The organism is Kitasatospora sp. NPDC088783, from assembly GCF_044750705.1.
Taxonomy (GTDB): Bacteria; Actinomycetota; Actinomycetes; order Streptomycetales; family Streptomycetaceae; genus Kitasatospora; species Kitasatospora fiedleri.
In genome coordinates, this window is record NZ_JBIVKJ010000008.1 from 55,221 (window position 1) to 79,479 (window position 24,259).

A 24,259-nucleotide genomic window follows, 5' to 3' on the forward strand; every position below is an offset into this window, starting at 1 on the left:
TGAAATGCGAAGAGTGCCGCGGGATGTCCTCCCGCGACACTCTACGCGCGTAACAAGGCGGGCGGCTACAGCCGCTCCGGTCCGAACGCGTCCGGCAGCACCTCGCTCATCGGGCGGATGCCGGAGGGCAGTTCGACCAGCAGTTCGGGCCCGCCGTGCTCGTACAGCAGCTGGCGGCAGCGCCCGCACGGCATCAGCAGCTCGCCGCCGCCGTCCACGCAGGTGAAGGCCACCAGCCGGCCGCCGCCGGAGGCGTGCAGCGCGGAGACCAGCCCGCACTCGGCGCACAGGCCGAGTCCGTACGAGGCGTTCTCCACGTTGCAGCCGACCACCGTGCGGCCGTCCTCGACCAGGGCCGCGGCCCCGACCGGGTACTTGCTGTAGGGCGCGTACGCGTGCCGCATCGCCGCCCGGGCGGCCTCGCGCAGCGCCGCCCAGTCGACCTCCGGTGCCGCCGTCACTTGGCCTGCCCCTTGCGGTAGACCAGGCCGTCCGCCTTGGGCATCCGCAGCCGCTGCGAGGCCAGCGCGAGCACCACCAGGGTGATCACGTACGGGGTGGCCACGATCAGCGGGCGCTGCACCTCGTCGGTGCAGGCGTACCACGCGGCGACGCCGCCCGCGACGACGATGCTGATCGCACCGGCGGTGAACTTGCGGCGGTAGAACTGCCAGAGCGCGAGCAGCGCCATCGCGACGGCGACCACCAGCAGCAGCACGTGCACCGAGTCGGCGTCGCGCAGCTGGAGGCTGTCGGTGAAGCCGAACAGGCCCGCGCCGGCGGCCAGGCCGCCCGGCATCCAGTTGCCGAAGATCATCGCGGCCAGGCCGATGAAGCCGCGGCCCTGGGTCTGCCCGTCCCGGTAGAAGTGCGCGGCGACCAGCGAGAGGTACGCGCCGCCGAGGCCCGCGAAGGCGCCGGAGGCGGTCACCGCGAGGTACTTGTACTTGTAGACGTTGACGCCCAGCGACTCGGCGGCGGACGGGTTCTCGCCGCAGGAGCGCAGCCGCAGGCCGAACACGGTGCGCCAGAGCAGGAAGTAGCTGGCGACCAGGAACACGGCGGCGATCAGGGTGACCACCGACAGCTCGGTGACCAGGCCGCGGACGATGCCGGCCACGTCGGAGACCAGGAACCAGTGGTGCTTCTCGACGCCGTCCAGCCAGCCGGACAGGCCGGGGAAGGTGAAGGTGGGCAGCGAGTCGGAGGGCGGCGACTGGTTGGCGCCGGCGCCGTCGGCCACGTAGTCCTTGTAGTAGATCCGGTTGACGTAGGCGCAGATGCCGGGGATCAGCAGGTTGATGCCGACGCCGGAGACGATGTGGTCGACGCCGAAGGTGACGGTGACCAGCGCGTGCAGCAGGCCGCCGAGCGCGCCGCCCGCCATGCCGGCCAGCAGGCCGACCCACGGGTTGACCAGGAAGCCGCCCCAGGCTCCGCAGAAGGTGCCGGCCACCATCATGCCCTCGAGGCCGATGTTGACCACGCCCGCGCGCTCCGACCAGAGGCCGCCGAGGCCGGCCATCGCGATCGGCACGGCCGAGGAGAGCGCGGCGGCGATCTGGCCGGAGGAGGTCAGGCCGTGGTTGCCGGTGGCCGCGCCGACCGCGGCGAACAGCACCAGGGCGAGCGCGATCAGCAGCAGCACCACCGGCCAGGTGAGCTTGGTCCGCTTCGCGGACGCGACCGGCGTCTTGGGCTTGCCGGCGACTGCGGTGCTCATGCCGCGACCTCCTTCTGGGCGGCCGCGGCAGCCTGCGCGGCGAGCTCGGCGCCGACCTTCTGCTGCTGGCGCTTGAGGCCGTAGCGGCGCACCAGCTCGTAGGCCACGACGACACAGATGACGATGGTGCCCTGGATCACCGGGATGATCTCGGACGGGTAGTCGCCCCGGGTGGGCAGCTGGGCGCCGGAGGCGTCCAGGAAGGCGAACAGCAGCGCGGAGAACGCGATGCCGATCGGGGTGTTGCGGCCGAGCAGCGCCACCGAGATGCCGATGAAGCCGAGGCCGGTCTGCACGTTCTGCCCGAAGTACGGGGTGTTCTGCATGAGTTCGGGCAGGCCGACCAGGCCGGCCAGCGCGCCGGAGACCACGATCGAGGTGATCACCATGCGCTTGACGTTGACGCCGGAGGCGCTCGCGGCGGTCTCCGAGCGGCCGGTGGCGCGCAGGTCGAAGCCGAACCGGGTGCGGTTCAGGGTGAACTGGAAGACCACGCCGACCAGCACCGCGATCACGAGGAAGCCCCACAGGGTGCCGCCCTGGGTCTCGATCGAGAAGAAGTGGCTGGACTCGGAGATCTTGCCGGTCTGGATCGAGTTGGTGGTGCCGCTGGTCTTCGGCGCGAAGATGCCGGGCACCAGCAGCACGCCGATCACGGCGGTGGCGATGGCGTTCAGCATGATGGTCGAGATGACCTCGCTGACGCCCCGGTAGACCTTCAGCAGACCGGCGATCGACGCCCACAGGCCGCCGACGCACATCGCGACGAGCAGCAGCAGCGGGATCTGCAGGAAGGCCGGCAGGTCGACCTGGCTGCCGACGAACGCGGCGAACATCATGGCCAGCTTGTACTGGCCCTCGATGCCGATGTTGAACAGGTTCATCCGGAACCCGAACGCGGCGGCGGCCGCGGCCAGGTAGTACACGGTGGCCTTGTTCAGGACGGCGACCTGCCCGTCGGACGCGGTGCCGTAGTTCCACATGATGGAGAAGGCGTCGAACGGGTCGCGGCCGGAGACCGCCAGCAGGGCGCCGGCGATGATCAGCGACAGCAGCACCGCCAGCACGGGGGCGGCCAGGGCGAGCCCGATCCGCTCCAGGTCGACGCGCTCGCGCAGCGACCGCTTGGCCGCGGGTGCGGCCGGGGGGTTGGGACTGGTCATGTGGCTACTCCCCCGCCTGCTCGTCGTCGGCGGTGTCGGTGGACGGGGTGTCGGTGGGCGCGGCGGCGTCGGCGCCCGGGGCGGACTCGATGTGGCCGCTGGCGGCGCCGGTCATCGCGCTGCCCAGGTCCTCGGCGGTGACGGTGGCCGGGTCGGCGTCGGCGACCAGGCGGCCGCGGTAGATCACCCGGATGGTGTCGGACAGGCCGATCAGCTCGTCCAGGTCGGCGGAGATCAGCAGCACCGCCAGGCCGTCGCGCTGGGCGGTGCGGATCTGCTCCCAGATCTGGGCCTGCGCGCCGACGTCCACGCCGCGGGTCGGGTGGGCGGCGATCAGCAGCTTCGGGGAGTGGCTCATCTCCCGGCCGATGATCAGCTTCTGCTGGTTGCCGCCGGACAGCGAGGCCGCGGTGACCTCGATGCCGGGGGTGCGGACGTCGTACTCCTCGACGATCCGCTGGGTGTCGGCCCGGGCGCCGGCCGGGTCGAGCAGCACGCCCTTGGAGTTGGGCCGCTCGGTGACGTGGCCGAGGATGCGGTTCTCCCACAGCGGGGCTTCCAGCAGCAGGCCGTGCCGGTGCCGGTCCTCGGGGATGTAGCCGATGCCGGCTTCGCGGCGGGCCCGGGTCAGGGTGCCGGTCAGGTCGGCGCCGTCCAGCGTGACGGTGCCGGCGTCCAGCGGCAGCATGCCCATGACGGCCTCGACCAGTTCGGCCTGGCCGTTGCCCTCGACGCCGGCGATGCCGAGGATCTCGCCCTTGCGGATGCGCAGCGACACGTCGTCCAGGACGACGCGCTCGACGCCCTCGGCGTCCGGCTTGGCGATCCGCAGGCCCTCGACCCGGAGCATCTCGGTGTCGGTGACGGTGGACTCGCGGCTCTCCGGGGAGGGCAGTTCGGCGCCGACCATCAGCTCGGCGAGCTGGCGGGCGGTCACCCGGCGCGGGTCGGCGTCGCCGACGGTGGTGCCGCGGCGGATCACGCTGATCGCGTCGGCCACCGAGAGCACCTCGTGCAGCTTGTGCGAGATGAAGATGACGGTGACGCCCTCGGCCTTGAGCTCGCGCAGGTTGTCGAAGAGCGCGTCGACCTCCTGCGGCACGAGCACCGCGGTCGGCTCGTCCAGGATCAGGATCCGGGCGCCGCGGTAGAGCACCTTGAGGATCTCCACCCGCTGCCGGTCGGCCACGCCCAGGTCCTCGACCAGCGCGTCCGGCCGGACGCCCAGGCCGTACTGGTCGGACAGCTCGCGGATGCGGGCCTTGGCCTTGGCGCCGATGCCGTACAGGCTCTCGCCGCCCAGGACGATGTTCTCCCAGACGGTGAAGTTGTCGGCCAGCATGAAGTGCTGGTGGACCATCCCGATGCCGCGCGCGATGGCGTCCGCGGGGGTGGCGAACTCCACCTGCTCGCCGTCGATGGCGATGGTGCCCTCGTCCGGCTTCTGCATCCCGTAGAGGATCTTCATCAGGGTGGACTTGCCCGCGCCGTTCTCGCCCATCAGCGCGTGGACGGTGCCCCGCCGCACGGTGATGTCGATGTCGTGGTTGGCCACCACACCGGGGAAGCGCTTGGTGATGCCGCGCAGTTCGACGGCAGGTGTCGCCGTTCCCGCGCGGGGGGTGCCGTCCGTCGGGACGGAGTCGGAGGGGGTGATGGCGATCTCCTGCTGGTCGTCGGGCGCTTCGTCGCGCTGAGGGCTCAGTGGGGAAACCCGGGGGGAGCCGTGCCGCGGGGCCGGGGGGGCGGTGCGGCGGTGTGCCGTGGGTGGAACCGGCAGGGGCCCGGGCGGGCGCGCCGGGGCGCGCCCGCCCGGGCCCCTGCCGTGCGATCGGGTCGGACCGGCGGTGGGCCGGACCGGCCTTACGGGGCGGTCGGGACCGTGGTCTGGCCGCTGGTGATCTGCTGGGTGGCGGCGTCGATCTTGGCCTTGATGTCGTCGATGTAGCCACCGGTGGTGGCCAGCGACACGCCGCCCGCCTTCAGGTCGAAGTTCTGCACGCCGCCCTGGGTGCTGTTGTCCTTCGCCGACTTGACGTAGGTGAAGACGGCCTTGTCCACGTTCTTCACCATCGAGGTGAGGATGTGGTCCTTGTACTTGTCCAGGGCGGGCTGCTTGGCCTGGTCGGAGTCGACGCCGATGGCCCACTTGCCGGCGGCGGAGACGGCCTCGATCGCGCCGGTGCCGGAGGAGCCGGCCGCCGAGTAGATGACGTCCGCGCCCTTGTCGAGCTGGCCCTGGGCGGCCTGCTTGCCCTTGCCCGGGTCGGCGAAGCCGGTGAAGTCCGGCGGGGTGGTCAGGTAGGTCACGTCGACCTGGATGTTCGGGTCGACGGACTTGGCGCCCGCGGTGTAGCCGGCCTCGAACTTCTTGATCAGCTCGGACTGCACGCCGCCGATGAAGCCGACGTGCTTGGCCTTCGACTTGTTGGCGGCGGCCACGCCCGCCAGGAAGGAGCCCTGCTCCTCGGAGAAGGTCAGCGAGGTGACGTTCTTCGGCTGGTCGGCCGAGGAGGAGTCGATGATCGCGAACTTCACGTTCGGGTTCTCGGCAGCGACCTTGTTCACCGCGTCCTGGTAGACGAAGCCCACCGCGATGATCGGGTTGAAGCCGCCGGTGACCAGGGACTTCAGGCGCTGCTCCTTGTCGCCCTCCGACTCGCCCGACTTGGCCTCGGCCTCGGTGATGGTGGCGCCCAGGTCGGTCTTGGCCTGGTCCAGGCCGCGCGCGGCGGAGTCGTTGAAGGACTGGTCGCCGCGGCCGCCGATGTCGTAGGCCATGCCGACCTTGAAGCTGGAGCTGCCCGCACCGGCCGAGGAGGAGGTGGAGTTGTTGTCGGTGCTCTTTGCGCCGCAGGCGGCGAGCGAGGCGATGCCCAGGGAACCCGAGAGCACTGCCGCGGCGAGCTTGAGTGAACGGCGCAAGGGAGTTTCTCCTTCTCACACACCCGGTTGGCGTGGTCGTGCGCCACCGTAACGCGCGTAGAACACGGTTGTGTTACGGCCTGCGGGGGCGTCCGGGTTGTTATCAAAATGTGGTCGTACGCCCAGGCAAATCCGGACATAGCCGCACACATGGCCAACCCTGCGTTCCTTACCGGCTGGTATCGGTCCACCACGCTACGCCCCCTGCCCGGGGCCCGAGAAGGCGCCTCGCCGCCACGCCCCCGCCCGGGAGCCGGGAAGGCGCCGCGCCGGAACCGCGGGGAGCCCGGGGCGGCGGCCCCGGGCTCCCCGCGCTCGCGCCCGGTCAGGTCCGGGCGTGCTCCAGCGCCAGCGCGGCGAACAGCTCGACGCCGATCCCGATCGCCCGCTCGTCCGCGTCGAAGTCGCCCTGGTGGAGGTCCCGGGCGCCCTTCTCGTGCGGGCCGCGGACGCCGAGCCGGGCCAGCGCGCCCGGGGCGTGCTCCAGGTACCAGGAGAAGTCCTCGCCGCCCAGGCTCTGCTCGGTGGGTTCGACCACCGGGCCGCGCCCCTCGGCGAACCGGGCGTTCATCGCCGCCTCCAGCTGGTCGATCGAGGCGGCCTCGTTGACCACCGGCGGCACGCCCCGGTGGTAGTCGAGGGACCACTTGGCGCGGTGGGTCTCGGCCAGGTGCGCGACCAGCTCCTCCAGCACCTCCGGCGCCTCCCGCCAGCCGGCCAGCTCCAGGCAGCGGACGGTGCCCTCCAGCTCGGCGTGCTGCGGGATCACGTTCGGCGCGGAGCCGGCCGCGATCCGCCCCCACACCAGCGAGACCCCCCAGCGCGGGTCCATCCGGCGGGAGAGCCCGGCGGGCAGCTCGGCGGCCAGCTTGGCCACCGCGGTGACCAGGTCGGTGGTCAGGTGCGGACGGGCGGTGTGCCCGCCCGGGCCGTCCAGCGAGATCCGCACCTTGTCGCAGGCCGAGGTGATCGCCCCGGCCTTCAGCCCGATCCGGCCGACCGCCACCTTGGGGTCGCAGTGCACGGCGAAGATCCGGCCGACCCCCTCCATCCCGCCGGCCGCGATCACGTCCAGCGCGCCGCCGGGCATCATCTCCTCGGCGGGCTGGAAGATCAGCCGCACCGGGCGGGACAGCTCCCCCGCGGCCAGCGCCTGGGCCAGCACCAGGCCGGTGCCGAGCACCACCGCGGTGTGCACGTCGTGGCCGCAGGCGTGCGCCCGGCCGGGGAGCGTGGAGCGGTACGGCACGTCCTGCTTGGCGTCGTCGATCGGCAGCGCGTCGATGTCGGCCCGGAACGCGAGCAGCGGGGTGCCCAGCGCGGTGCCCGGCGGGACGAGGTCCACCAGCAGCCCGGTGCCGCCGGGCAGCACCCGCGGCTCCAGCCCGGCGGCGACCAGCCGCTCGCGCAGCAGCCGGGTGGTGCGGAACTCCTGGCGGCCGAGCTCGGGGTGCCGGTGGAGGTCACGGCGCAGCTCGATCAACTCGGCCCGGTACGACGCCACCCGGGCGCGCAGGTCGGCGGGCGGACGGGCGGCGGTGACGGTGGCGGCGGCTGCCGGCTGGGGAGCGTTCACCTTGTCAAGGGTAGGCCGGTCGTGCGGTTTTGGCCCGGGTTCCGGAGAACTGATCACCGGATGGGTGCATGGCGGCTGCCGGGATGGGTAAGACACTTCGTTTCGGCCCGCCCTTCGTTCCGGCCCCCCTGAGCCTGTGCAACGAACCGCACCGGTCATCGGACACGGCGGCTGCTCCGTGCGGGCCCCGGAGCGCGGCGGCCAAACGTTTCCCCCCGATCGGGTCATGCCGGGGTAAAGCTTTCGGACGTGCTCTTGAGTGGCGTACATCAGTCCGCATAGACAGCTTTCGCACAGTCAACTCCGGTGCCGCGGTGGGGGGTCTTCCGCTCGCGGCGCGCCCCGTCACGCCCTCACGAGGGGCAGCTGACGCTCCATCGAACCGAGAAGGGGGGACCCGACGTGCCCATCGCGCGCAACAAGCTCGCCCAGAGCATCGCTCCGGCCGCCGTCGCCGCCGCACTGATCCTCACCACCCTCGGCGCGGCCGTTCCGGCCTCCGCCGCCACCCCGGCCGGCGACAGCGCCCAGGCCCTGCCCGGCACCCACCCCGAGTGGGCCACCCCGCAGGCCGACGCCGGCGCCGCCGACGCGGCCGCCCCGGCCACCGCCCGGATCTACCTGGCCGGCCGGGACGCCAGCGGCCTGGCCGCGCTCGCCAAGGCGGTCTCCGACCCGAACTCCCCGGCCTACGGCCAGTACCTGTCCTCCGACCAGGTCCAGGCGAAGTTCGGCGCCACCCCGCAGCAGGTCAAGGCCGTCACCGACTGGGTGACCGGCGCGGGCCTGACCGTCTCCGCCAGCACGAACCACTACGTGCAGGTGGCCGGCTCCACCGCCGCGATGGCCAAGGCCTTCGGCACCGGTTTCCGCAACTACCGCACCGCGGACGGCACCCACCGCGCGCCCGCCTCGGACGCCAAGGTCCCCGCCGCGGTGGCCGGCTCGGTGCTGGCCGTCTCCGGCCTGGCCGACGCGATCCACAAGAACAGCTCGAACGCCACCTCGGTGCGCGAGGCCGAGCAGCGCGCGAACGCCGCCTCCCGGCTCGCCGCCCCCGACAAGAAGGCCCCGGCCACCCTGCCGGACGTGCCGACCTGCTCCGAGGACGGCTACGGCTCCAAGACCGCCAAGGGCGCCCCGGACGGCTACGAGAAGAACGAGCCCTTCGCCCCCTGCTCGTACGTCCCGTCCCAGCTGCGCAAGGCGTACGGCGTCAGCGACGCCAAGGTCACCGGCAAGGGCGCCCGGGTCGCGATCATCGACGCCTACGGCCTGTCCACCATGGAGCAGGACGCGGACCACTTCTCCTCCCTGCACGGCGACCAGCCGTTCAAGCCGGGCCAGTACACCGAGTACGTCACCCCGGACAAGTGGACCCACGAGGACGAGTGCGGCGGCGCCGCCGGCTGGGCCGGCGAGGAGGCGCTCGACGTCGAGATGGTGCACGGCCTGGCGCCCGACGCGCAGGTCGTCTACGTCGGCGGCAACTCCTGCTACGACGAGGACCTGTACGACGCGATGGCCAAGGTCGTCGACGAGCACCTGGCCGACGTGGTCTCCAACTCCTGGGGCGAGATCATGCACGGCACCACCGGCGACATCGACCCGGCCGTGGTCGCCGCCGACAACCAGATATTCCAGCTCGGCGCGGTGACCGGCATCGGCTTCACCTTCTCCTCCGGCGACTGCGGCGACAGCTCCCCGGGCGCGGCCGCCACCGGCGCCAACTGCCAGACCGAGACCAACCAGGCCCAGGCCGACTGGCCGTCCGCCTCCCCGTGGGTCACCTCGGTCGGCGGCACCGCCCTCCAGCTCGACAACAAGGCCGGCAAGTACGGCGCCGAGGTCTCGATGGGCGACCTGCGCTCGGTGCTCTCCGCCGACCAGAAGTCCTGGAGCCCGTTCCCCGGCACCTTCTACTTCGGCGGCGGCGGCGGTGTCTCCAAGGACTTCGCCCAGCCGTGGTACCAGCAGGGCGTCGTCCCGGACAAGGTCTCCAAGACCGCGGCCGACGGCACCAAGTCCAGGACGCCGCTGCGCGCCACCCCCGACATCGCGATGAGCGGTGACCTGGTGGCCGCCACCCTGGTCGGCTTCACCGACGGCGGCGCCTACAGCGAGGGCGGCTACGGCGGCACCTCGGTCTCCGCCCCGGAGACCGCCGCGATGTTCGCCAACGCGATCCAGGCCCGCGGCGGCCGCGCCCTCGGCTTCGCCAACCCGGCCCTCTACGACCGGGCCGGCACCAAGGCGTTCAACGACGTCAACGACGGCGCCGTCCACACCAAGCGCGGCAACGTCGTCGACCTCGGCGTGGTGAGCGGCTCGCTCCGGGTCCGCCTCTACAAGATCGGCGCGGACTACGGCCTGTCGGCCTCGAAGGGCTACGACACCGCCACCGGCCTGGGCTCCCCGGGCAAGGACTTCTTCAAGTCCTTCACCATCAAGAAGTAACCGCCGGCAACGCGGCGGAGGGGCGCCGGGAGTCTTCTCCCGGCGCCCCTCCGCGTTCCCGCGCCCCGCCGGGGGCACCGCTCAGAAGCGGTCGACCGGCACGTACGTCCCCCACACCCCGCGCAGCGCGTCGCAGACCTCGCCCACGGTGGCCCGGGCCGCCAGCGCCTCCTTCATCGGGTACAGCACGTTGTCGGTGCCCTCCGCCGCCTTGCGCAGCTGCGACAGCGACCGGTCCACCGCCGAGGAGTCCCGGTCGGCGCGCAGGCGCCCGAGCCGCTCGGCCTGCTGCGCCTCGATCGCCGGGTCGACCCGCAGCGGCTCGTAGGGCTCCTCCTCGGCGAGCTGGAAGCGGTTGACGCCGACCACGGTCCGCTCGCCGGAGTCCTGCTCCTGCTGGATTCGGTACGCGGTGCGCTCGATCTCGCCCTTCTGGTAGCCCTGTTCGATCGCCGCGACGGCGCCGCCCATGTCCTCCACCTTGGCCATCAGCTCCAGGGCGGCGGCCTCCAGCTCGTCCGTCATCGCCTCGACCACGTAGGAGCCCGCGAACGGGTCGACGGTGGCGGTGACGTCGGTCTCGAAGGCGAGCACCTGCTGGGTGCGCAGCGCGAGCCGGGCGGACTTCTCGGTCGGCAGGGCGATCGCCTCGTCGAAGGAGTTGGTGTGCAGCGACTGGGTGCCGCCCAGGACGGCGGCCAGCGCCTGCACCGAGACGCGCACCAGGTTGACCTCGGGCTGCTGCGCGGTGAGCTGCACGCCGGCGGTCTGGGTGTGGAAGCGCAGCATCTGCGACTTGGGGTTCTTCGCGCCGAACTCCTCCTTCATGACGCGGGCCCAGATCCGGCGCGCGGCACGGAACTTGGCGACCTCCTCCAGCAGCGTGGTGCGGGAGACGAAGAAGAAGGAGAGCCGGGGCGCGAAGTCGTCGACGTCCATCCCGGCGGCGACCGCGGTGCGGACGTACTCGATGCCGTTGGCGAGCGTGAAGGCGATCTCCTGCGCGGGGTTCGCCCCGGCCTCGGCCATGTGGTAGCCGGAGATGGAGATGGTGTTCCACTTGGGGATCTCGGCCCGGCAGTACTGGAACACGTCCGCGATCAGCCGCAGGCTGGGCTTGGGCGGGAAGATGTACGTGCCGCGGGCGATGTACTCCTTGAGCACGTCGTTCTGGATGGTGCCGGTCAGCTTGCCCGAGGGCACGCCCTGGGCCTCGCCGACCAGCTGGTAGAGCAGCAGCAGGAGCGAGCCGGGCGCGTTGATGGTCATCGAGGTGGAGACCTCGCCGAGCGGGATGCCGCCGAACAGCACGTTCATGTCCTCGACGCTGTCGACCGCCACGCCGACCTTGCCGACCTCGCCGGAGGAGATCGCCGCGTCCGAGTCGTAGCCCATCTGGGTCGGCAGGTCGAAGGCCACCGACAGGCCCATGGTGCCGTTGGCGATCAGCTGCTTGTAGCGGGCGTTGGACTCGGCGGCGGTGCCGAAGCCGGCGTACTGGCGCATCGTCCACGGCTTGCCGGTGTACATGGTCGGGTACACGCCGCGGGTGAACGGGTACCGGCCGGGGGTGCCGAGCCGGCTCGCGGCGTCGAATCCGGCCAGTGTCTCGGGGCCGTACACCGGCTCGATCGGCAGTCCCGACTCGGTGCGGCGTGGCTCGGCTGCCATGGGGGTTCCTCCGCGGGGGGTGGTGAGGGTTAGCGCTGATTAACGGGTCAGCTGGATACGCAATGTAGTCGTGCCCCGTCGGCAGCAGACAGATGCCACGGCTGGGAGCTTGCTCACAACACCCGCGGCCCGTCCCTTGGGATGATCGGTCCACCGACCGGACGGACGAGGAGTGGACGACATGAGCGAGCAGAAGGTGGCCGTGGTCACCGGCGCCAGCAGCGGCATCGGGGCGGCGACCGCCCGCCGACTGGCCGCGGACGGCTTCGAGGTGGTGCTGACCGCCCGGCGCACCGAGCGGATCGAGGCGCTGGCGAAGGAGATCGGCGGACGCGCCCGCACCCTGGACGTCACCGACCGGGCGGCGGTGGACGCCTTCGCCGCCGAGGTCGGCCGGGTCGACGTCCTGGTGAACAACGCGGGCGGCGCGCTGGGCGCGGACAGCGTCGAGGCGGGCGACCCGGCGGACTGGCGCACCATGTACGAGGTCAACGTGCTCGGCGTGCTGCACCTGACCCAGGCCCTGCTGCCCGCGCTGCGCGCCACCGGCGAGGGCACCGTGCTGATCATGTCCTCGACCGCGGCGCTGGCCGCGTACGAGGGCGGCGGCGGGTACGTGGCCGCCAAGCACGCCGTCCACTCGCTGGCCCAGACCCTGCGCCTCGAACTGGTGGCCGAGCCGATCCGGGTGATCGAGATCGCGCCCGGCATGGTGAAGTCCGAGGGCTTCGCGCTGACCCGCTTCCGCGGCGACCGGGACAAGGCCGACGCGGTCTACGCGGGCGTCGCCGAGCCGCTGACCTCGGAGGACGTCGCCGACACCGTCTCCTGGGCGGTCACCCGGCCCGCCCACGTCAACATCGACCTGCTGGTGGTCCGGCCCCGCGCCCAGGCCGCCAACCACAAGGTGCACCGGGCCGGTTGATCCGTCCCGCGGGACCGAAAAGGGCGGCGGGTCACAACTTGATAGCTCGATCGAGTGAAATCGGCCCGCCGCCTCCCCAACTGATGAGCCCTCAACTACCGTGGAGGCGCTGCCCCGCCGAGCTGTGCCAGCCCCGAGCGGCGGCATCGCCGCACCCCGCGACACCCCTGTCCTCCCAGGTCCACCCCGTCTCTGGAGCATTCCGCCTTCCCGCCCTCACGAGGAGGATCCGCTGGCCAGCGACATCCCGCCGCAGCGTCTCGACGTGCGGACGGAGCCGTCCCTGCTGGGGCTCCACCGGTTCAACGAAGCCGACTCCGGCGCCGTGGAGGAAGCACTGCTCGCCTGCTGCGGCAGCCACCGCTGGGCCCTCCGCCTCACCGCCCACCGCCCCTACCCCGACATCGAGTCCCTGCTGGCCGCGGCCAGCGAGGCCAGCTACGACCTGCGTCCGGCCGACCTGGCGGAGGCCCTCGCCGACGAGAGCTGGATGCCCCAGCCCCTGCTCGGCATGCGCGCCCCCGGCAGCCAGGCCGCCCGCACCGCGCTGCGCGCCGCCCACGCCGCCTACGAGGCCCGCTTCGGGTACGTCTTCGTGGTCTGCCTGGAGGGCGTCGTCCCCGAGGAGATGCTGGACGCCGTCCTCACCTCCATCCGCACCCGCCTGGCCAACGACCCCGACGAGGAACGCCTGGTCTCCGCCGAGGAGTTGCGCCGCATCGCGCTCAGCCGCCTGGAGCACCTGGTCGCGGTGAAGAGCTGAACCGGGCGCCGGGAACGGCGCCGGACCGACCGATCCGCCCGCAGGGCCCCGCCGGGGGCCCTGCTCCGTTTCCCGGCGGTCCTCACCTCCCGGCGATCTTCGCCAGCTGCGCCCGCACCACCGCCGGGTCCGGCTCCGGGGCCGGTCGGCCGGTCGCGTCCAGGGTGGTGAAGACGGCGAGGACGTCCCCGGCCCGGGCGACCAGGGCGCGCTGGGCGATGACGGCCCCGCCGGTTTCATTCGTGAGGGTGAAGGCGCTGGCGGCGTCGGCTCCTTCGGGGGTGGGCGTGTCGAGCCGGGTGAGCAGGTGGCGGCCGGCGGTGGAGGTGAACGCCCGGCAGTGGTCGAGGACCTGGTCGAGCCCGGAGCGGACGGCGGCGGCCCGGCCGGGCCGGAAGGCCAGCACCGCGGTGTAGAGCGAGGCGGCGGCGTCGCCCGCGCGGGCGATGTCCAGGTCGGCCTCGGCCAACGGCCCGGCCCCGCCCTTGGAGGGGGTCAGCGCGTCGAGGACGGGCTGGCAGGCCGGGACGGCGGCGGTCTGCGGGGGGCTGGAGATGTCGTTCTGGCCGGGCTGCATGAGGGTGACGTGCCAGCCGGGGCCGAGGTCGGCGTCGGTGACGGCGAGGGCGCGCACCGCGGCGGCGTCGTACTCGGGCCGCGCGGAGGACGGCGCGGCCGACGGCCGGGCGAAGGGCCCCGCGGCGGCCCCGGCGGCGGCGCCGTCGGCGGCGAGGGCGGACGGCGCGGCGGCGCAGCCGGCCGCGGCGGGGGCGAGCGAGGCGAGCGAGGCGAGGGCGGCGAGCGCGGGCAGGGGTCGCACGGCGGGTCTCTCTGCTGGGCGGCGGGAGGAGGCGTACCGTAGCGCAGTCGGCCTGTGACGCAGGGTCACGGTTCCCGGCGCGATTAGGCCGTGCGTGCCTGATTGATCACACCAGGGGCCCCCGGCGGCGGTTGCCGACGGCGCGTCGATAGGATGCTCGCGGCCGGTGGACCGTATCCGGCCGGGCTGACCGACACCGAAGCCGGCCGAGCCCCCGAACCGCTTCCGGAGGGTTTTCCGTGCCGGCTGGAACGCTGTACCGCGGCCGGGAAGGCATGTGGAGCTGGGTGGCTCACCGAGTCACCGGCGTCCTGATCTTCTTCTTCCTGTTCGCACATGTCCTTGACACCGCTCTGGTGCGGGTGTCGCCCGAGGCGTACGACTCGGTGATCGCCACGTACAAGTTCTGGCTGGTGAACCTGATGGAGTACGGCCTGGTGGCCGCCATCCTGTTCCACGCCCTGAACGGCCTGCGGGTCGTCGCGGTGGACTTCTGGGCCAAGGGCCCGAAGTACCAGAAGCAGATGCTCTGGACCGTCGTGGGCGTGTGGGTCGTCCTGATGGCCGGCTCCTTCTACCCCGTCCTCGAGCACACCCTTCGCACCTGGTTCGGGGGCTGATCCGCGTGTCCACTGAGACCAACGACCTGGTGGTGCCCTCGGTGCACGCCCACACCGGCAAGGGACTGGGCACCGGCAACCCGGCCGACGCCTTCGTGGTCGAGCCGGCCCGGGCGCGCAGCAAGCGGACCCCGCGCCGCACCCGCACCAACTTCGAGATGCTCGCCTGGCTGTTCATGCGCCTGTCGGGCGTCGTGCTGGTGGTGCTGGTCCTCGGCCACCTGCTGATCAACCTGATGCTGGACGGCGGCGTCTCCAAGGTCAGCTTCGCCTTCGTGGCGGGCAAGTGGGCCTCGCCGTTCTGGCAGGTCTGGGACCTGCTGATGCTGTGGCTGGCCATGCTGCACGGCTCGAACGGCATGCGCACCGTCATCAACGACTACGCGGAGAAGGACGCCACTCGTCTGTGGCTGAAGGGTCTCCTGGGCGTCGCGACCGTGTTCACGGTCGTCCTCGGCACCCTGGTGATCTTCACCTTCGACCCGAACATCTGACGAGCCACCAGAGGCGACTGACCCCCATGCAGATTCACCAGTACGACACCGTCATCGTCGGCGCCGGCGGCGCCGGCATGCGCGCGGCCATCGAGTCGACGCAGCGCAGCCGCACCGCCGTCCTGACCAAGCTCTACCCGACCCGGTCGCACACCGGCGCGGCGCAGGGCGGCATGTGCGCCGCGCTCGCCAACGTCGAGGAGGACAACTGGGAGTGGCACACCTTCGACACGGTCAAGGGCGGTGACTACCTGGTCGACCAGGACGCCGCCGAGATCATGTGCAAGGAGGCCATCGACGCGGTCCTCGACCTGGAGAAGATGGGCCTGCCCTTCTCCCGCACCGACCAGGGCCGGATCGACCAGCGCCGCTTCGGCGGCCACTCCCGCAACCACGGCGAGGCCCCGGTCCGCCGGTCCTGCTACGCCGCGGACCGCACCGGCCACATGATCCTGCAGACGCTGTTCCAGAACTGCGTCAAGCACGGCGTCGAGTTCTTCAACGAGTTCTACGTCCTCGACCTGCTGATCAACGAGGGCCGGACCGCCGGCGTGGTGGCCTACGAGCTGGCCACCGGCGAGATCCACGTCTTCCAGGCCAAGGCCGTGGTGTTCGCCTCGGGCGGCACCGGCAAGATGTTCAAGGTCACCTCGAACGCGCACACCCTGACCGGTGACGGCCAGGCCGTGGCGTACCGCCGGGGCCTGCCGCTGGAGGACATGGAGTTCTTCCAGTTCCACCCGACCGGCATCTGGCGGATGGGCATCCTGCTCACCGAGGGCGCCCGCGGCGAGGGCGGCATCCTGCGCAACAAGGACGGCGAGCGCTTCATGGAGCGCTACGCCCCCGTCATGAAGGACCTCGCGTCCCGTGACGTGTGCTCCCGCGCGATCTACTCGGAGATCCGGGCCGGCCGCGGCTGCGGCCCCGACGGCGACCACGTCTACCTGGACCTGACGCACCTGCCGCCGGAGCAGCTGGACGCCAAGCTGCCGGACATCACCGAGTTCGCGCGCACCTACCTCGGCATCGAGCCCTACACGGACCCGATCCCGATCCAGCCCACCGCGCACTACGCGATGGGCGGCATCCCGACCAACGTCGAGGGCGAGGTGCTGCGCAACAACACCGACGTCGTCCCGGGCCTGTACGCCGCGGGCGAGGTCGCGTGCGTGTCGGTGCACGGCGCCAACCGCCTGGGCACCAACTCGCTGCTGGACATCAACGTGTTCGGCCGCCGGGCGGGCATCGCCGCCGCCGAGTACGCCGAGAAGCACGACTTCGTGCCGCTGCCGGAGGACCCGGGCGCGCTGGTCGAGTCGCTGGTGGAGGGCCTGCGGGAGTCCACCGGCACCGAGTCGGTCGCGAAGATCCGCCTGGAGCTGCAGGAGTCGATGGACGCCAACGCGTCCGTCTACCGCACCGGCAAGACCCTGCAGCAGGCGGTCGAGGACGTGGCGGCGCTCAAGGAGCGCTTCAAGAACGTCTCGATCGCGGACAAGGGCTCGCGCTACAACACCGACCTGCTGGAGGCCGTCGAGCTGGGCAACCTGCTCGACCTGGCCGAGGTGCTGGTCGTGTCCGCGCTGGCGCGCGAGGAGTCCCGCGGCGGTCACTACCGCGAGGACTTCCCGACCCGCGACGACGTGAAGTTCATGCAGCACACTATGGCGTACCGCGAGGTGGCCGAGGACGGTTCCACCTCCATCCGCCTCGACTACAAGCCGGTCGTGCAGACCCGCTACCAGCCGATGGAGCGTAAGTACTGATGTCCACTTCGACCGTCGAGACGCACTCGGCCGCGCTGGACGCGGCCGAGTCGGGCAGCGTGCAGCTGATCAACGTCACCTTCCGGATCCGCCGGTTCAACCCGGAGGAGCACCCGGACCCGGTGTGGGTGGACTACCAGCTCCTGATGGACCCGAAGGAGCGCGTCCTGGACGCGCTCAACAAGATCAAGTGGGAGCAGGACGGCACGCTCACGTACCGCCGCTCCTGCGCGCACGGCATCTGCGGCTCGGACGCCATGCGGATCAACGGCCGCAACCGGCTGGCGTGCAAGACCCTGATCAAGGACGTCAACCCGGAGAAGCCGATCACGATCGAGGCCATCAAGGGCCTCGCGGTCCTCAAGGACCTGATCGTGGACATGGACCCGTTCTTCCAGGCGTACAAGGACGTCATGCCGTTCCTGATCACCAACGGGAACGAGCCGACCCGCGAGCGCCTGCAGTCGCAGGCCGACCGCGAGCGCTTCGACGACACCACCAAGTGCATCCTGTGCGCCGCGTGCACCTCCTCGTGCCCGGTGTTCTGGAACGACGGCCAGTACTTCGGCCCGGCGGCGATCGTCAACGCGCACCGCTTCATCTTTGACTCGCGCGACGAGGGTGCCGAGCAGCGGCTGGAGATCCTCAACGACCGCGAGGGCGTGTGGCGCTGCCGCACCACCTTCAACTGCTCGGAGGCCTGCCCGCGCGGCATCGAGGTCACCAAGGCGATCCAGGAGGTGAAGCGCGCGCTCGTCACGCGCCGCTTCTAGTCCGTCCGTTCGAGGGGCCCGTCCGGAGTGCGCTCCGGGCGGGCCCTTCGGCGTCCGGCGGGGCCCCGGGCTCCCGTGCTCCTGTGCTCCTGTGCTCCCGGCGGGCCGTCAGTCGGTGCGGCGGGTGCGGACGGTGGCCAGGGTGAGCAGCAGCGGGCCGAGGAACAGGGCGGCACCCATCGTCCGGTAGTCCTGGTCGGCGGCGGCGGCGGTGAGCGCCAGCTGGGTGCCCAGGACGGCCGCGCCCGCCACCGGGACCAGGGCGCGGATCCGGTGCCGCCAGGCGTGCAGCGCGGCGGCGGCCAGGCCCAGGTAGGCCCAGAGCGCGCCGCGCCACAGCAGCCAGTCCAGCTGCGGGGCGCGCAGCAGGGTGCGGCCCCAGGTCGCGGCGGCGTGCAGCGGGTGCCACAGGCCGCGCGAGCCGGCCGCCGGGCCGGGCACCCCGGTGGCGGCGTGCGGGCCGCCGTCGCCCGCCCGGACGGCCCAGGCGATCCGGGCCCGGCAGAGCCGGGCGTCCAGCACCCGGTCCGGGTGGTCGCGCAGCAACTGCCGCCAGGTGGAGGCGAGTTCGTCTTCGGCCCGGCGGGCGGTGGCGGTGTTCCAGCGGTCGGTGAGGGCCGCGGTGGCGGAGCAGTCGGCGCCCGCGGCGTCCCAGTCGGCGGGCGGGGCGACGGCGGTCAGGACGGGGCCGAGCGGGGCGGCGGCCCGGTGCTGGGCCAGCGCCAGGTCGGCGGCCCGCAGCGGGTGCAGGTCGCCGCCCGGGGACGCGGGGTGCCCGAGCAGCGCCAGCGCGACCGGCACGGCCAGCGCGGCCGCGGTCAGCAGCGCGATCCGGGCCCGGGCCCGGGGCAGGCAGAGCAGCAGCACCGCGGCGGCGGCCAGCGCGGTGCCGGCGCCCCGGGTGCCGGTCAGGGCGAACGCGCAGACGGCCGTGAACAGGACGGCCAGATCCAGCCGTTGGGCCGGGCCGCCCCGCTCCAGGGCGCCCTCGGCCCGCCGGGCGAGCAGCCGCAGCCCGGCCCCGGTGAGCAGCAGCGCGGCGAGGGTGGTGACCGCGGCCGGGGTGGCCGAGACCACCAGCGCGGCGGTCGGCGGCAGGGCGGCCAGCGCCACCGCGACCGGCCCGCTGTGCCGTCCCCGCACCCCGAACCGGGCCAGCGCGGCCGCCAGGTACCCCAGGGCGAAGGCCGCGGCCGCGGTCTGCGCCAGCACCGCCGGGCCGGTGTGCACGGCCCGCACCGCCGCCGCGTACAGCGGCGCACCGGGCTCGGGGGCGTCCCCGGTGAACGCCGGGTACACCGCCGCCCACCACAGCAGCAGCACCGCCCAGCACGCCGCGGCCACCGCGAACGGCAGCCGCAGCCGCGACTTCGCCCGCCGGTGCCGCCGTTCCCGCTCCTGCCGCCGCGCCCACTCCGGGCGGGTCTCACCGAGGGTGGAACTGATGCTCACGCCGAGCCTCCCCGAAGTTCGTGCCGGGCAGGCTAGCAGCGGGATTCGGCCACTTGAAGGGGGCGGGCGCCGGGGGTCCGGGGCGCGGCCCGCGGATCGTCCGCCTTCGTCTGGCTTCGCCTGGCTTCGTCCGCCGGGGCGGCTCGGGAGGTCGCCCGGCGGGGTCGCCCGGCGGGACTACTCGGCGGGGCTACTCGGCGGGGCGCTCGCCGGCCGGGGCGGCGGCGGTGGCCGCGGTGGCGGCGCGCAGGGCGCGCAGGCCGCGGACGCCGATCCAGCCGATGGCGAGGCCGAGCAGCAGGGAGGTGACGGCGAGCAGGAGGTGGACCCAGAAGAAGGCGGTGGGCTGCCCGTGGTCGCCGTTCACGAAGGCCTGGCCGCCGGAGTCCTTCCAGAGGTTCTTGACGAAGGTGGTCCAGATGAAGACCGACCAGACGCCGAAGGCGGTGAGGAACCAGGAGACCGGGCGGCTGAGCTTCATGGTGGCGGGGTCCTTCGCGGCAGACGGGGTGCCCGTCCAGTATGCGGGGCCCGCCGATCGGAGCAGCGGGCGGTACTCGTTCGTGGCGTCGGACGACGGCGGGAGCGGGTCCGGGGCGGGTGCGGGTTATTTTTCCGGAATGCTGATAATCCGCCGGATTCTCCACGGTTCGTCCGCTGCCGCCCTGCTGCTGGTGCCCGCGCTGCCGGCCTCCGCCGCCGCGTCCGGGGACGCCCCGCCGCCCGGCGTGGTGGGCGGGGAGCGGCTGGGCGCGGCGGGGGTCCAGGTGGCGCCGGGGCCGGGGGCGCCGCCGCTGCCGAAGGACCTGACCGGGAAGTCCTGGCTGATCGCGGACGCGGGCACCGGGCAGGTGCTGGCGGCGTTCAACGCGCACGCGCAGCTGCCGCCGGCGTCGACCCTGAAGATGCTGTTCGCGGACACCGTGCTGCCGCGCTTCCCGGCCTCCGCGGTGCACAAGGTGGCCTGGGCGGAGCTGCAGGGGATGGGGGCGGGCAGCAGCCTGGTCGGCATCAAGGAGGACCTGGAGTACAAGGTCGAGGACCTGTGGCGCGGAGTGTTCCTCTCCTCCGGCAACGACGCGGTGCACGTGCTGGCGAACATGAACGGCGGGGTGGCGAAGACCGTCGCCGACATGCAGGCCCGGGCGGATCAGCTGCAGGCCCGGGACACCCACGTGGTCAGCCCGGACGGCTACGACATGGACGGGCAGGTCACCTCGGCGTACGACCTGACCCTGTTCGCCCGGGCGGGCCTGCGCAATCCGGAGTTCCGGGGCTACTGCGCGACCCGCTGGGCGCAGTTCCCGGGCGCGGTGGACAAGAAGACCGGGCAGCGCGGGAGCTTCGGCATCGCCAACACCGACCGGCTGCTGGGCAGTTACCCGGGCCTGATCGGGGTGAAGAACGGCTACACCACCAACGCGGGCGCCACCTACACGGGCGCGGCCGAGCGCGACGGGCGGACGCTGCTGGTGACGGTGATGCACCCGGCGGACAGCCCGAAGGTCTACACCGAGGCGGCGGCGCTGCTGGACTGGGGCTTCGCCGCGGCCGGGAAGGTCACCCCGGTGGGGGCGCTGGCCGAGGACGGCGCCCCGGAGCAGGCCCCGTCGGCGGCGGCCCGGCCGGTGGCCGACGCCCCGGCCGGGTCGGCCGGTTCGACCGCGCCGGGCGCCCCGGCGGCCCCGCCCGCGCCGTCGGCCCCGGACCGCGGGCTGGCGGCGCACGCGGCGGCGGGCGGGCCGGGACCGGCGACCTGGTCGGCGGTCGGGCTGTGCGCGGCGGTCGCGGCGGCGGGGCTGCTGCGGCTGCGGACCCTGCGCCGCCGGGCCGCCCGCTCGGGGGACCGGCCGAGCTGACCGGGCAGCCGGACCGCCGAGGCGTCGGGCGGTCCGGCGGCGCAGCGGGCCGACCGGGCCCGGGCCGCGCGGGAGGCGGGCCGTGCGGACGCCCCACGGGCCCCTCGCGCGGCCCGGGGCGTCAGGCGGTGCGGCGGGCAGCCCGCAGCGCGCGGCGCACCGAGCGGGTGGCGATGGGCGGCAGGACGTCGAGGGCGATCCGGCGGGGCAGCGAGCGCCGCGGCCGGGCGGGGGCGGGGGCCGGGGCCGGCTCGGGCGCCGGGGGCTCGTCCCAGGCGAGGCGGTGGCAGCGCTGCCCGGCCAGGTGCTCCTCGTCGAGCCGGAAGCCCTCGCCGCGCCAGTCCCGGTCGAGCAGGTCGGCGCGGACCGCCTCGGGGTCGCCCCAGGTGCCGTAGAACTTCTCGGGGGTGAGCAGCACCGGCCGCAGGCCGAGGGTGAAGACGGCCTCCCAGACGGCGGCGGCCACGCCGGGGGTGTGCGGGGCCCGGTAGTCGTCGAGGGCGACCACGCCGTCCTTGGCGAGGGCCTCCCGGGCGACCAGGATGTCGCCGGCCACGTGCTCGTACAGGTGGGAGGCGTCGATGTGGACGAAGCGGCAGCTGCCCGCGGGGATCCGGCCGTCGGCGAGGACCGAGGTGGGGGCCTGGACGATCGTCGGCAGTTCGGGGTGGAAGGCCAGGTAGTTGGCCTCGAAGGCGCGCCGGGTCAGGGTGTCGCGGTAGGACATGTCCATCTCGGCGGAGTTCTGGTCGTCCGGGGCCTCCAGGTCGAACAGGTCGCAGACCGTGAAGGTCTCCCCGGCGCGCAGGTGGTAGCCCAGCAGGATCGCCGAGCGGCCCAGGTAGGCGCCCATCTCCAGCAGGTCGCCGGTGGTCCCGGCCTCGCTCTGCCGGTCGAGCAGGTGGGCGAAGACCTCCTGGTCGGCCCGGAAGAACCAGCCCGGGACGTCGTCCGGGGCGGCCGGGACGGGGACGCCCTCGGGGGCGGCGGGAGCGGCGGCGGTGCCTGGTGCGGACACGCGGTCTCCTGGGGAGCTGGCCGGGGCCGGGGGCACGGCGGTGTGCGGTCGGCGGGAACCGGACTGGTGTGACCGGGATCATAGTCACTCGTCCGAACGCCGCACAGCGGGCGGGGCGGATGTTTCCCCGGCGGCTTCGAGCGCGGCCTCGGCCTGCCGGACGGCGCGCAGCCGGGCCCGTTCCGGGTCGGCGAGCGCGGTCCAGGCCGCGCAGTACATCAGCAGCCGGGTGACGAAGTCGATCCACAGCAGCAGGGCCACCGGCACGCCGAACGCCCCGTACAGGCTGCGGCCGGCCACCGACCCCAGGTAGGAGGAGAGCAGCAGTTTCAGCAGTTCGAAGCCGACCGCGCCGATCAGCGCGCCCTCCAGCAGGGCGCGGCGGCGCTGGCCGGTGATCCGCGGGAACGGGCCGAGCAGGTAGGCGAAGAGCAGCAGGTCGGCGCAGACCGCGATCAGGAAGCCCAGTCCGGACAGCAGCCAGCGGGCGGCCCCGCCGTCCAGGCCCAGGGCGTCGGAGAGCCGGTGGACCAGGGTGGTGGCGAGCGCGGAGGCGGCCAGCGAGGCCAGGCAGACCAGGCCGAGGCCGAGCAGCACCACGCAGTCGCGGGCCTTGACCAGGACCGGGTTGCCGCCGTCGTCCGGCAGCCGCCACACGGTGCGCACCGCGCCGCGCATGGTGTCCACCCAGCCGAGGCCGGAGATCAGCAGCAGCAGGCCGGAGACCAGGCCGACGGTGCCGGCGTTGGCCACCATGGCGTTCAGGTCGAGCGAGTCGGCGAGGCCCGGCAGCTGCTCGGTGATCTTGTCCTGGAGCTGGTGCACCCGGGAGTCGGAGAGGGTGGCCAGGGCGATCGCCAGGGCCACCGTGAGCAGCGGGAACAACGCCAGGAAGCCGAAGAAGGTGACCGCCCCGGCCAGCCGGTTGCCCTGGACGTCGTCGAACAGCAGGTAGACCCGGTAGGGCCGGCTGCGCAGCAGTCGGGCGGCCAGTGGGCCGATCACGGGCAGCTTGGTGAGGAAGTCCACGCATGGCTGTATACCGGCGTCCGGGCCCCCGCTGCGGGAGCGGGGCCGGGCCCGGCGCGGCGCGGGCCCTCCGGGGCGCGTCACGGGCCGTCCCGGGGGCTCCCGGGTGAGGCCCCGTCAGCCCGACCCCGCCGCCCGGGGGTTCAGCGCCGGACGGCCCGGCGGGCCCGGGCCAGGGCCCGCAGGCCCTGGAAGCCGAGGTAGTTGCCGCGGCCGAGCAGTTCGCCGCGCAGCCCCTCGCGGCCGGGCGGCGGCCGGTAGCCGGCCGGGCGGTGCCGGGCGCAGTGCTCGGCGGCGCGGCGGAAGAACTCGCGGCGGTCGCCGGGCGGGACCCGGCCCGGCTTGGAGACCACGGTGGCGAGGTGGCCGAGCATCATCCGGTAGATGACCGGGCGCCAGCGGTCCAGGTCGGGGCGGGTGTCGAGGAAGGCGAACACCCGGTCGTACTGCGCGAAGACGTCGAAGTGCTTGCGGGAGGCGGTGGCCAGGATGTTGCCGCCCTCGCGGCGCTGCCGGTAGTGCACGCCGACCCGGTCGAGCAGGGTGATCCGCTCGGCGGCGAGCAGCGCCGGGTAGGTGAACGGGGTGTCCTCGTAGTAGCCGGGCGGGAAGGACAGGTCGTGCCGGAGCAGGAACTCGCGGCGGTACGCCTTGTTCCAGGCGACCTGGAGCAGGTCGAGCAGGTCCCGGCGCTCGTCCAGGGTGAACACCTCGGCGCCGGGGCGGGCGAAGACCGGGGCGGAGGCGGAGCGGGTGACCCGGCCGTCCCAGTAGCTGCGGGCGTAGTCGAACACCAGCAGGTCGGGGTCGCCGGTGGCGCGCAGCCGGGCGTCGGTGTCGGCGAGCAGGCCGGGGGTGAGGGTGTCGTCGCTGTCCAGGAAGACCAGGTAGTCGCCGGTGGCGAGGGCGGCGCCGGCGTTGCGGGCCGGGCCGAGGCCGACGTTCTCGGGCAGGTGCCGGACGGTCACCCGGGGGTCGCGGGCGGCCGCCGCGTCCAGGATCGCGCCGCAGCCGTCGGGCGAGCGGTCGTCCACCGCGATCAGCTCGAAGTCCGTGAAGGACTGCGCCAGGACCGACTCCAGGCATTCGGGCAGGTACTCCTCGACGGCGTGCACCGGCACGACGACACTGAACCGCGGCATCTCTTCACTCTCCTGACCTGGCCTGGCCTGGCGCAGACTAGCAAGCCCGGAGAGGTAGGATCGCGGCCGGTGCCGGTCCG

Annotated in this window: 21 protein-coding genes; 8 read left to right on the plus strand and 13 right to left on the minus strand. The window is 73.1% G+C overall.

Going from position 1 to position 24,259, the window contains the following annotated elements; all coding sequences use genetic code 11:
• Positions 1-65: 65 nt before the first annotated feature.
• The 6 genes from ACIP60_RS22435 to ACIP60_RS22460 all read right to left on the minus strand — a co-directional run bounded on the left by ACIP60_RS22435 (position 66) and on the right by ACIP60_RS22460 (position 7,387).
• Positions 66-461 carry a cytidine deaminase gene (locus ACIP60_RS22435; protein WP_400687107.1) on the minus strand — a complete coding sequence of 132 codons (396 nt, stop codon included), beginning with the start codon at positions 459-461 and terminating at the stop codon, positions 66-68.
• Positions 458-1,723 carry an ABC transporter permease gene (locus ACIP60_RS22440; protein WP_400687109.1) on the minus strand — a complete coding sequence of 422 codons (1,266 nt, stop codon included), beginning with the start codon at positions 1,721-1,723 and terminating at the stop codon, positions 458-460. Before ACIP60_RS22440 ends, ACIP60_RS22435 begins: the two co-directional genes overlap by 4 nt.
• The gene (locus ACIP60_RS22445; RefSeq protein ID WP_400687111.1) at positions 1,720-2,886 is read right to left on the minus strand and encodes an ABC transporter permease; all 1,167 of its coding nucleotides are present in this window, start codon (positions 2,884-2,886) and stop codon (positions 1,720-1,722) included. The genes ACIP60_RS22440 and ACIP60_RS22445 overlap by 4 nt, the downstream gene beginning before the upstream one ends.
• A 4-nt stretch (positions 2,887-2,890) precedes the next feature.
• The gene (locus ACIP60_RS22450) at positions 2,891-4,444 is read right to left on the minus strand and encodes an ABC transporter ATP-binding protein (RefSeq protein ID WP_400687113.1); all 1,554 of its coding nucleotides are present in this window, start codon (positions 4,442-4,444) and stop codon (positions 2,891-2,893) included.
• Between the two features lie 305 nt (positions 4,445-4,749).
• Positions 4,750-5,811 carry a BMP family ABC transporter substrate-binding protein gene (locus ACIP60_RS22455; protein WP_100837928.1) on the minus strand — a complete coding sequence of 354 codons (1,062 nt, stop codon included), beginning with the start codon at positions 5,809-5,811 and terminating at the stop codon, positions 4,750-4,752.
• Positions 5,812-6,136: 325 nt separating this feature from the next.
• On the minus strand, positions 6,137-7,387 hold the full coding sequence (locus ACIP60_RS22460; RefSeq protein WP_400687116.1) for an amidohydrolase: 1,251 nt from the start codon (positions 7,385-7,387) through the stop codon (positions 6,137-6,139).
• 402 nt (positions 7,388-7,789) lie between these two features.
• On the opposite strand from ACIP60_RS22460, the gene ACIP60_RS22465 reads away from it, so the two are divergent.
• Positions 7,790-9,844 carry a protease pro-enzyme activation domain-containing protein gene (locus ACIP60_RS22465; RefSeq protein ID WP_400687118.1) on the plus strand — a complete coding sequence of 685 codons (2,055 nt, stop codon included), beginning with the start codon at positions 7,790-7,792 and terminating at the stop codon, positions 9,842-9,844.
• A gap of 81 nt (positions 9,845-9,925) precedes the next feature.
• On the opposite strand, the gene ACIP60_RS22470 is transcribed toward ACIP60_RS22465, so the two are convergent.
• Positions 9,926-11,515, minus strand: a complete 1,590-nt coding sequence (locus ACIP60_RS22470; protein ID WP_400687120.1) for a methylmalonyl-CoA mutase — start codon at positions 11,513-11,515, stop codon at positions 9,926-9,928.
• A gap of 181 nt (positions 11,516-11,696) precedes the next feature.
• On the opposite strand from ACIP60_RS22470, the gene ACIP60_RS22475 reads away from it, so the two are divergent.
• Entirely contained in the window at positions 11,697-12,440 is a 744-nt protein-coding gene (locus ACIP60_RS22475; protein ID WP_400687122.1) for an SDR family oxidoreductase, read from the plus strand.
• A 265-nt stretch (positions 12,441-12,705) separates the two neighbouring features.
• On the plus strand, positions 12,706-13,203 hold the full coding sequence (locus tag ACIP60_RS22480) for a 2-oxo-4-hydroxy-4-carboxy-5-ureidoimidazoline decarboxylase (RefSeq protein ID WP_400687123.1): 498 nt from the start codon (positions 12,706-12,708) through the stop codon (positions 13,201-13,203).
• 82 nt (positions 13,204-13,285) lie between these two features.
• On the opposite strand, the gene ACIP60_RS22485 is transcribed toward ACIP60_RS22480, so the two are convergent.
• The gene (locus ACIP60_RS22485) at positions 13,286-14,023 is read right to left on the minus strand and encodes a hypothetical protein (RefSeq protein WP_400687124.1); all 738 of its coding nucleotides are present in this window, start codon (positions 14,021-14,023) and stop codon (positions 13,286-13,288) included.
• A gap of 239 nt (positions 14,024-14,262) precedes the next feature.
• Here ACIP60_RS22485 and sdhC point away from each other — a divergent pair, with 239 nt between their 5' ends.
• From sdhC to ACIP60_RS22505, 4 genes are all read left to right on the plus strand, one after another.
• On the plus strand, positions 14,263-14,643 hold the full coding sequence (gene sdhC / locus ACIP60_RS22490) for a succinate dehydrogenase, cytochrome b556 subunit (RefSeq protein WP_100837923.1): 381 nt from the start codon (positions 14,263-14,265) through the stop codon (positions 14,641-14,643).
• Between the two features lie 65 nt (positions 14,644-14,708).
• Entirely contained in the window at positions 14,709-15,137 is a 429-nt protein-coding gene (sdhD, locus tag ACIP60_RS22495) for a succinate dehydrogenase, hydrophobic membrane anchor protein (RefSeq protein ID WP_282206516.1), read from the plus strand.
• 26 nt (positions 15,138-15,163) lie between these two features.
• Entirely contained in the window at positions 15,164-16,906 is a 1,743-nt protein-coding gene (gene sdhA, locus ACIP60_RS22500; RefSeq protein WP_400687126.1) for a succinate dehydrogenase flavoprotein subunit, read from the plus strand.
• On the plus strand, positions 16,906-17,679 hold the full coding sequence (locus ACIP60_RS22505) for a succinate dehydrogenase iron-sulfur subunit (RefSeq protein ID WP_100837921.1): 774 nt from the start codon (positions 16,906-16,908) through the stop codon (positions 17,677-17,679). The genes sdhA and ACIP60_RS22505 overlap by 1 nt, the downstream gene beginning before the upstream one ends.
• Positions 17,680-17,787: 108 nt before the next feature.
• On the opposite strand, the gene ACIP60_RS22510 is transcribed toward ACIP60_RS22505, so the two are convergent.
• Both ACIP60_RS22510 and ACIP60_RS22515 read right to left on the minus strand, forming a co-directional pair.
• Entirely contained in the window at positions 17,788-19,131 is a 1,344-nt protein-coding gene (locus ACIP60_RS22510; RefSeq protein ID WP_400687128.1) for a hypothetical protein, read from the minus strand.
• A 190-nt stretch (positions 19,132-19,321) separates the two neighbouring features.
• Positions 19,322-19,612: an SCO4848 family membrane protein gene (locus ACIP60_RS22515; protein ID WP_400687130.1), complete on the minus strand. Its 291-nt coding sequence runs from the start codon at positions 19,610-19,612 to the stop codon at positions 19,322-19,324.
• A gap of 139 nt (positions 19,613-19,751) precedes the next feature.
• Here ACIP60_RS22515 and ACIP60_RS22520 point away from each other — a divergent pair, with 139 nt between their 5' ends.
• Complete coding sequence (locus ACIP60_RS22520; protein WP_400687132.1) at positions 19,752-20,990, plus strand: D-alanyl-D-alanine carboxypeptidase family protein; 1,239 nt, start codon at positions 19,752-19,754, stop codon at positions 20,988-20,990.
• Positions 20,991-21,111: 121 nt separating this feature from the next.
• On the opposite strand, the gene ACIP60_RS22525 is transcribed toward ACIP60_RS22520, so the two are convergent.
• The 3 genes from ACIP60_RS22525 to ACIP60_RS22535 all read right to left on the minus strand — a co-directional run bounded on the left by ACIP60_RS22525 (position 21,112) and on the right by ACIP60_RS22535 (position 24,179).
• Entirely contained in the window at positions 21,112-22,008 is an 897-nt protein-coding gene (locus ACIP60_RS22525) for a class I SAM-dependent methyltransferase (RefSeq protein ID WP_400687134.1), read from the minus strand.
• Positions 22,009-22,092: 84 nt separating this feature from the next.
• The gene (locus tag ACIP60_RS22530) at positions 22,093-23,037 is read right to left on the minus strand and encodes a YihY/virulence factor BrkB family protein (RefSeq protein WP_400687136.1); all 945 of its coding nucleotides are present in this window, start codon (positions 23,035-23,037) and stop codon (positions 22,093-22,095) included.
• 143 nt (positions 23,038-23,180) lie between these two features.
• Positions 23,181-24,179, minus strand: coding sequence for a glycosyltransferase family 2 protein (locus ACIP60_RS22535; protein ID WP_400687138.1), 999 nt, complete (start codon positions 24,177-24,179; stop codon positions 23,181-23,183).
• Between the last annotated feature and the right edge of the window lie 80 nt (positions 24,180-24,259).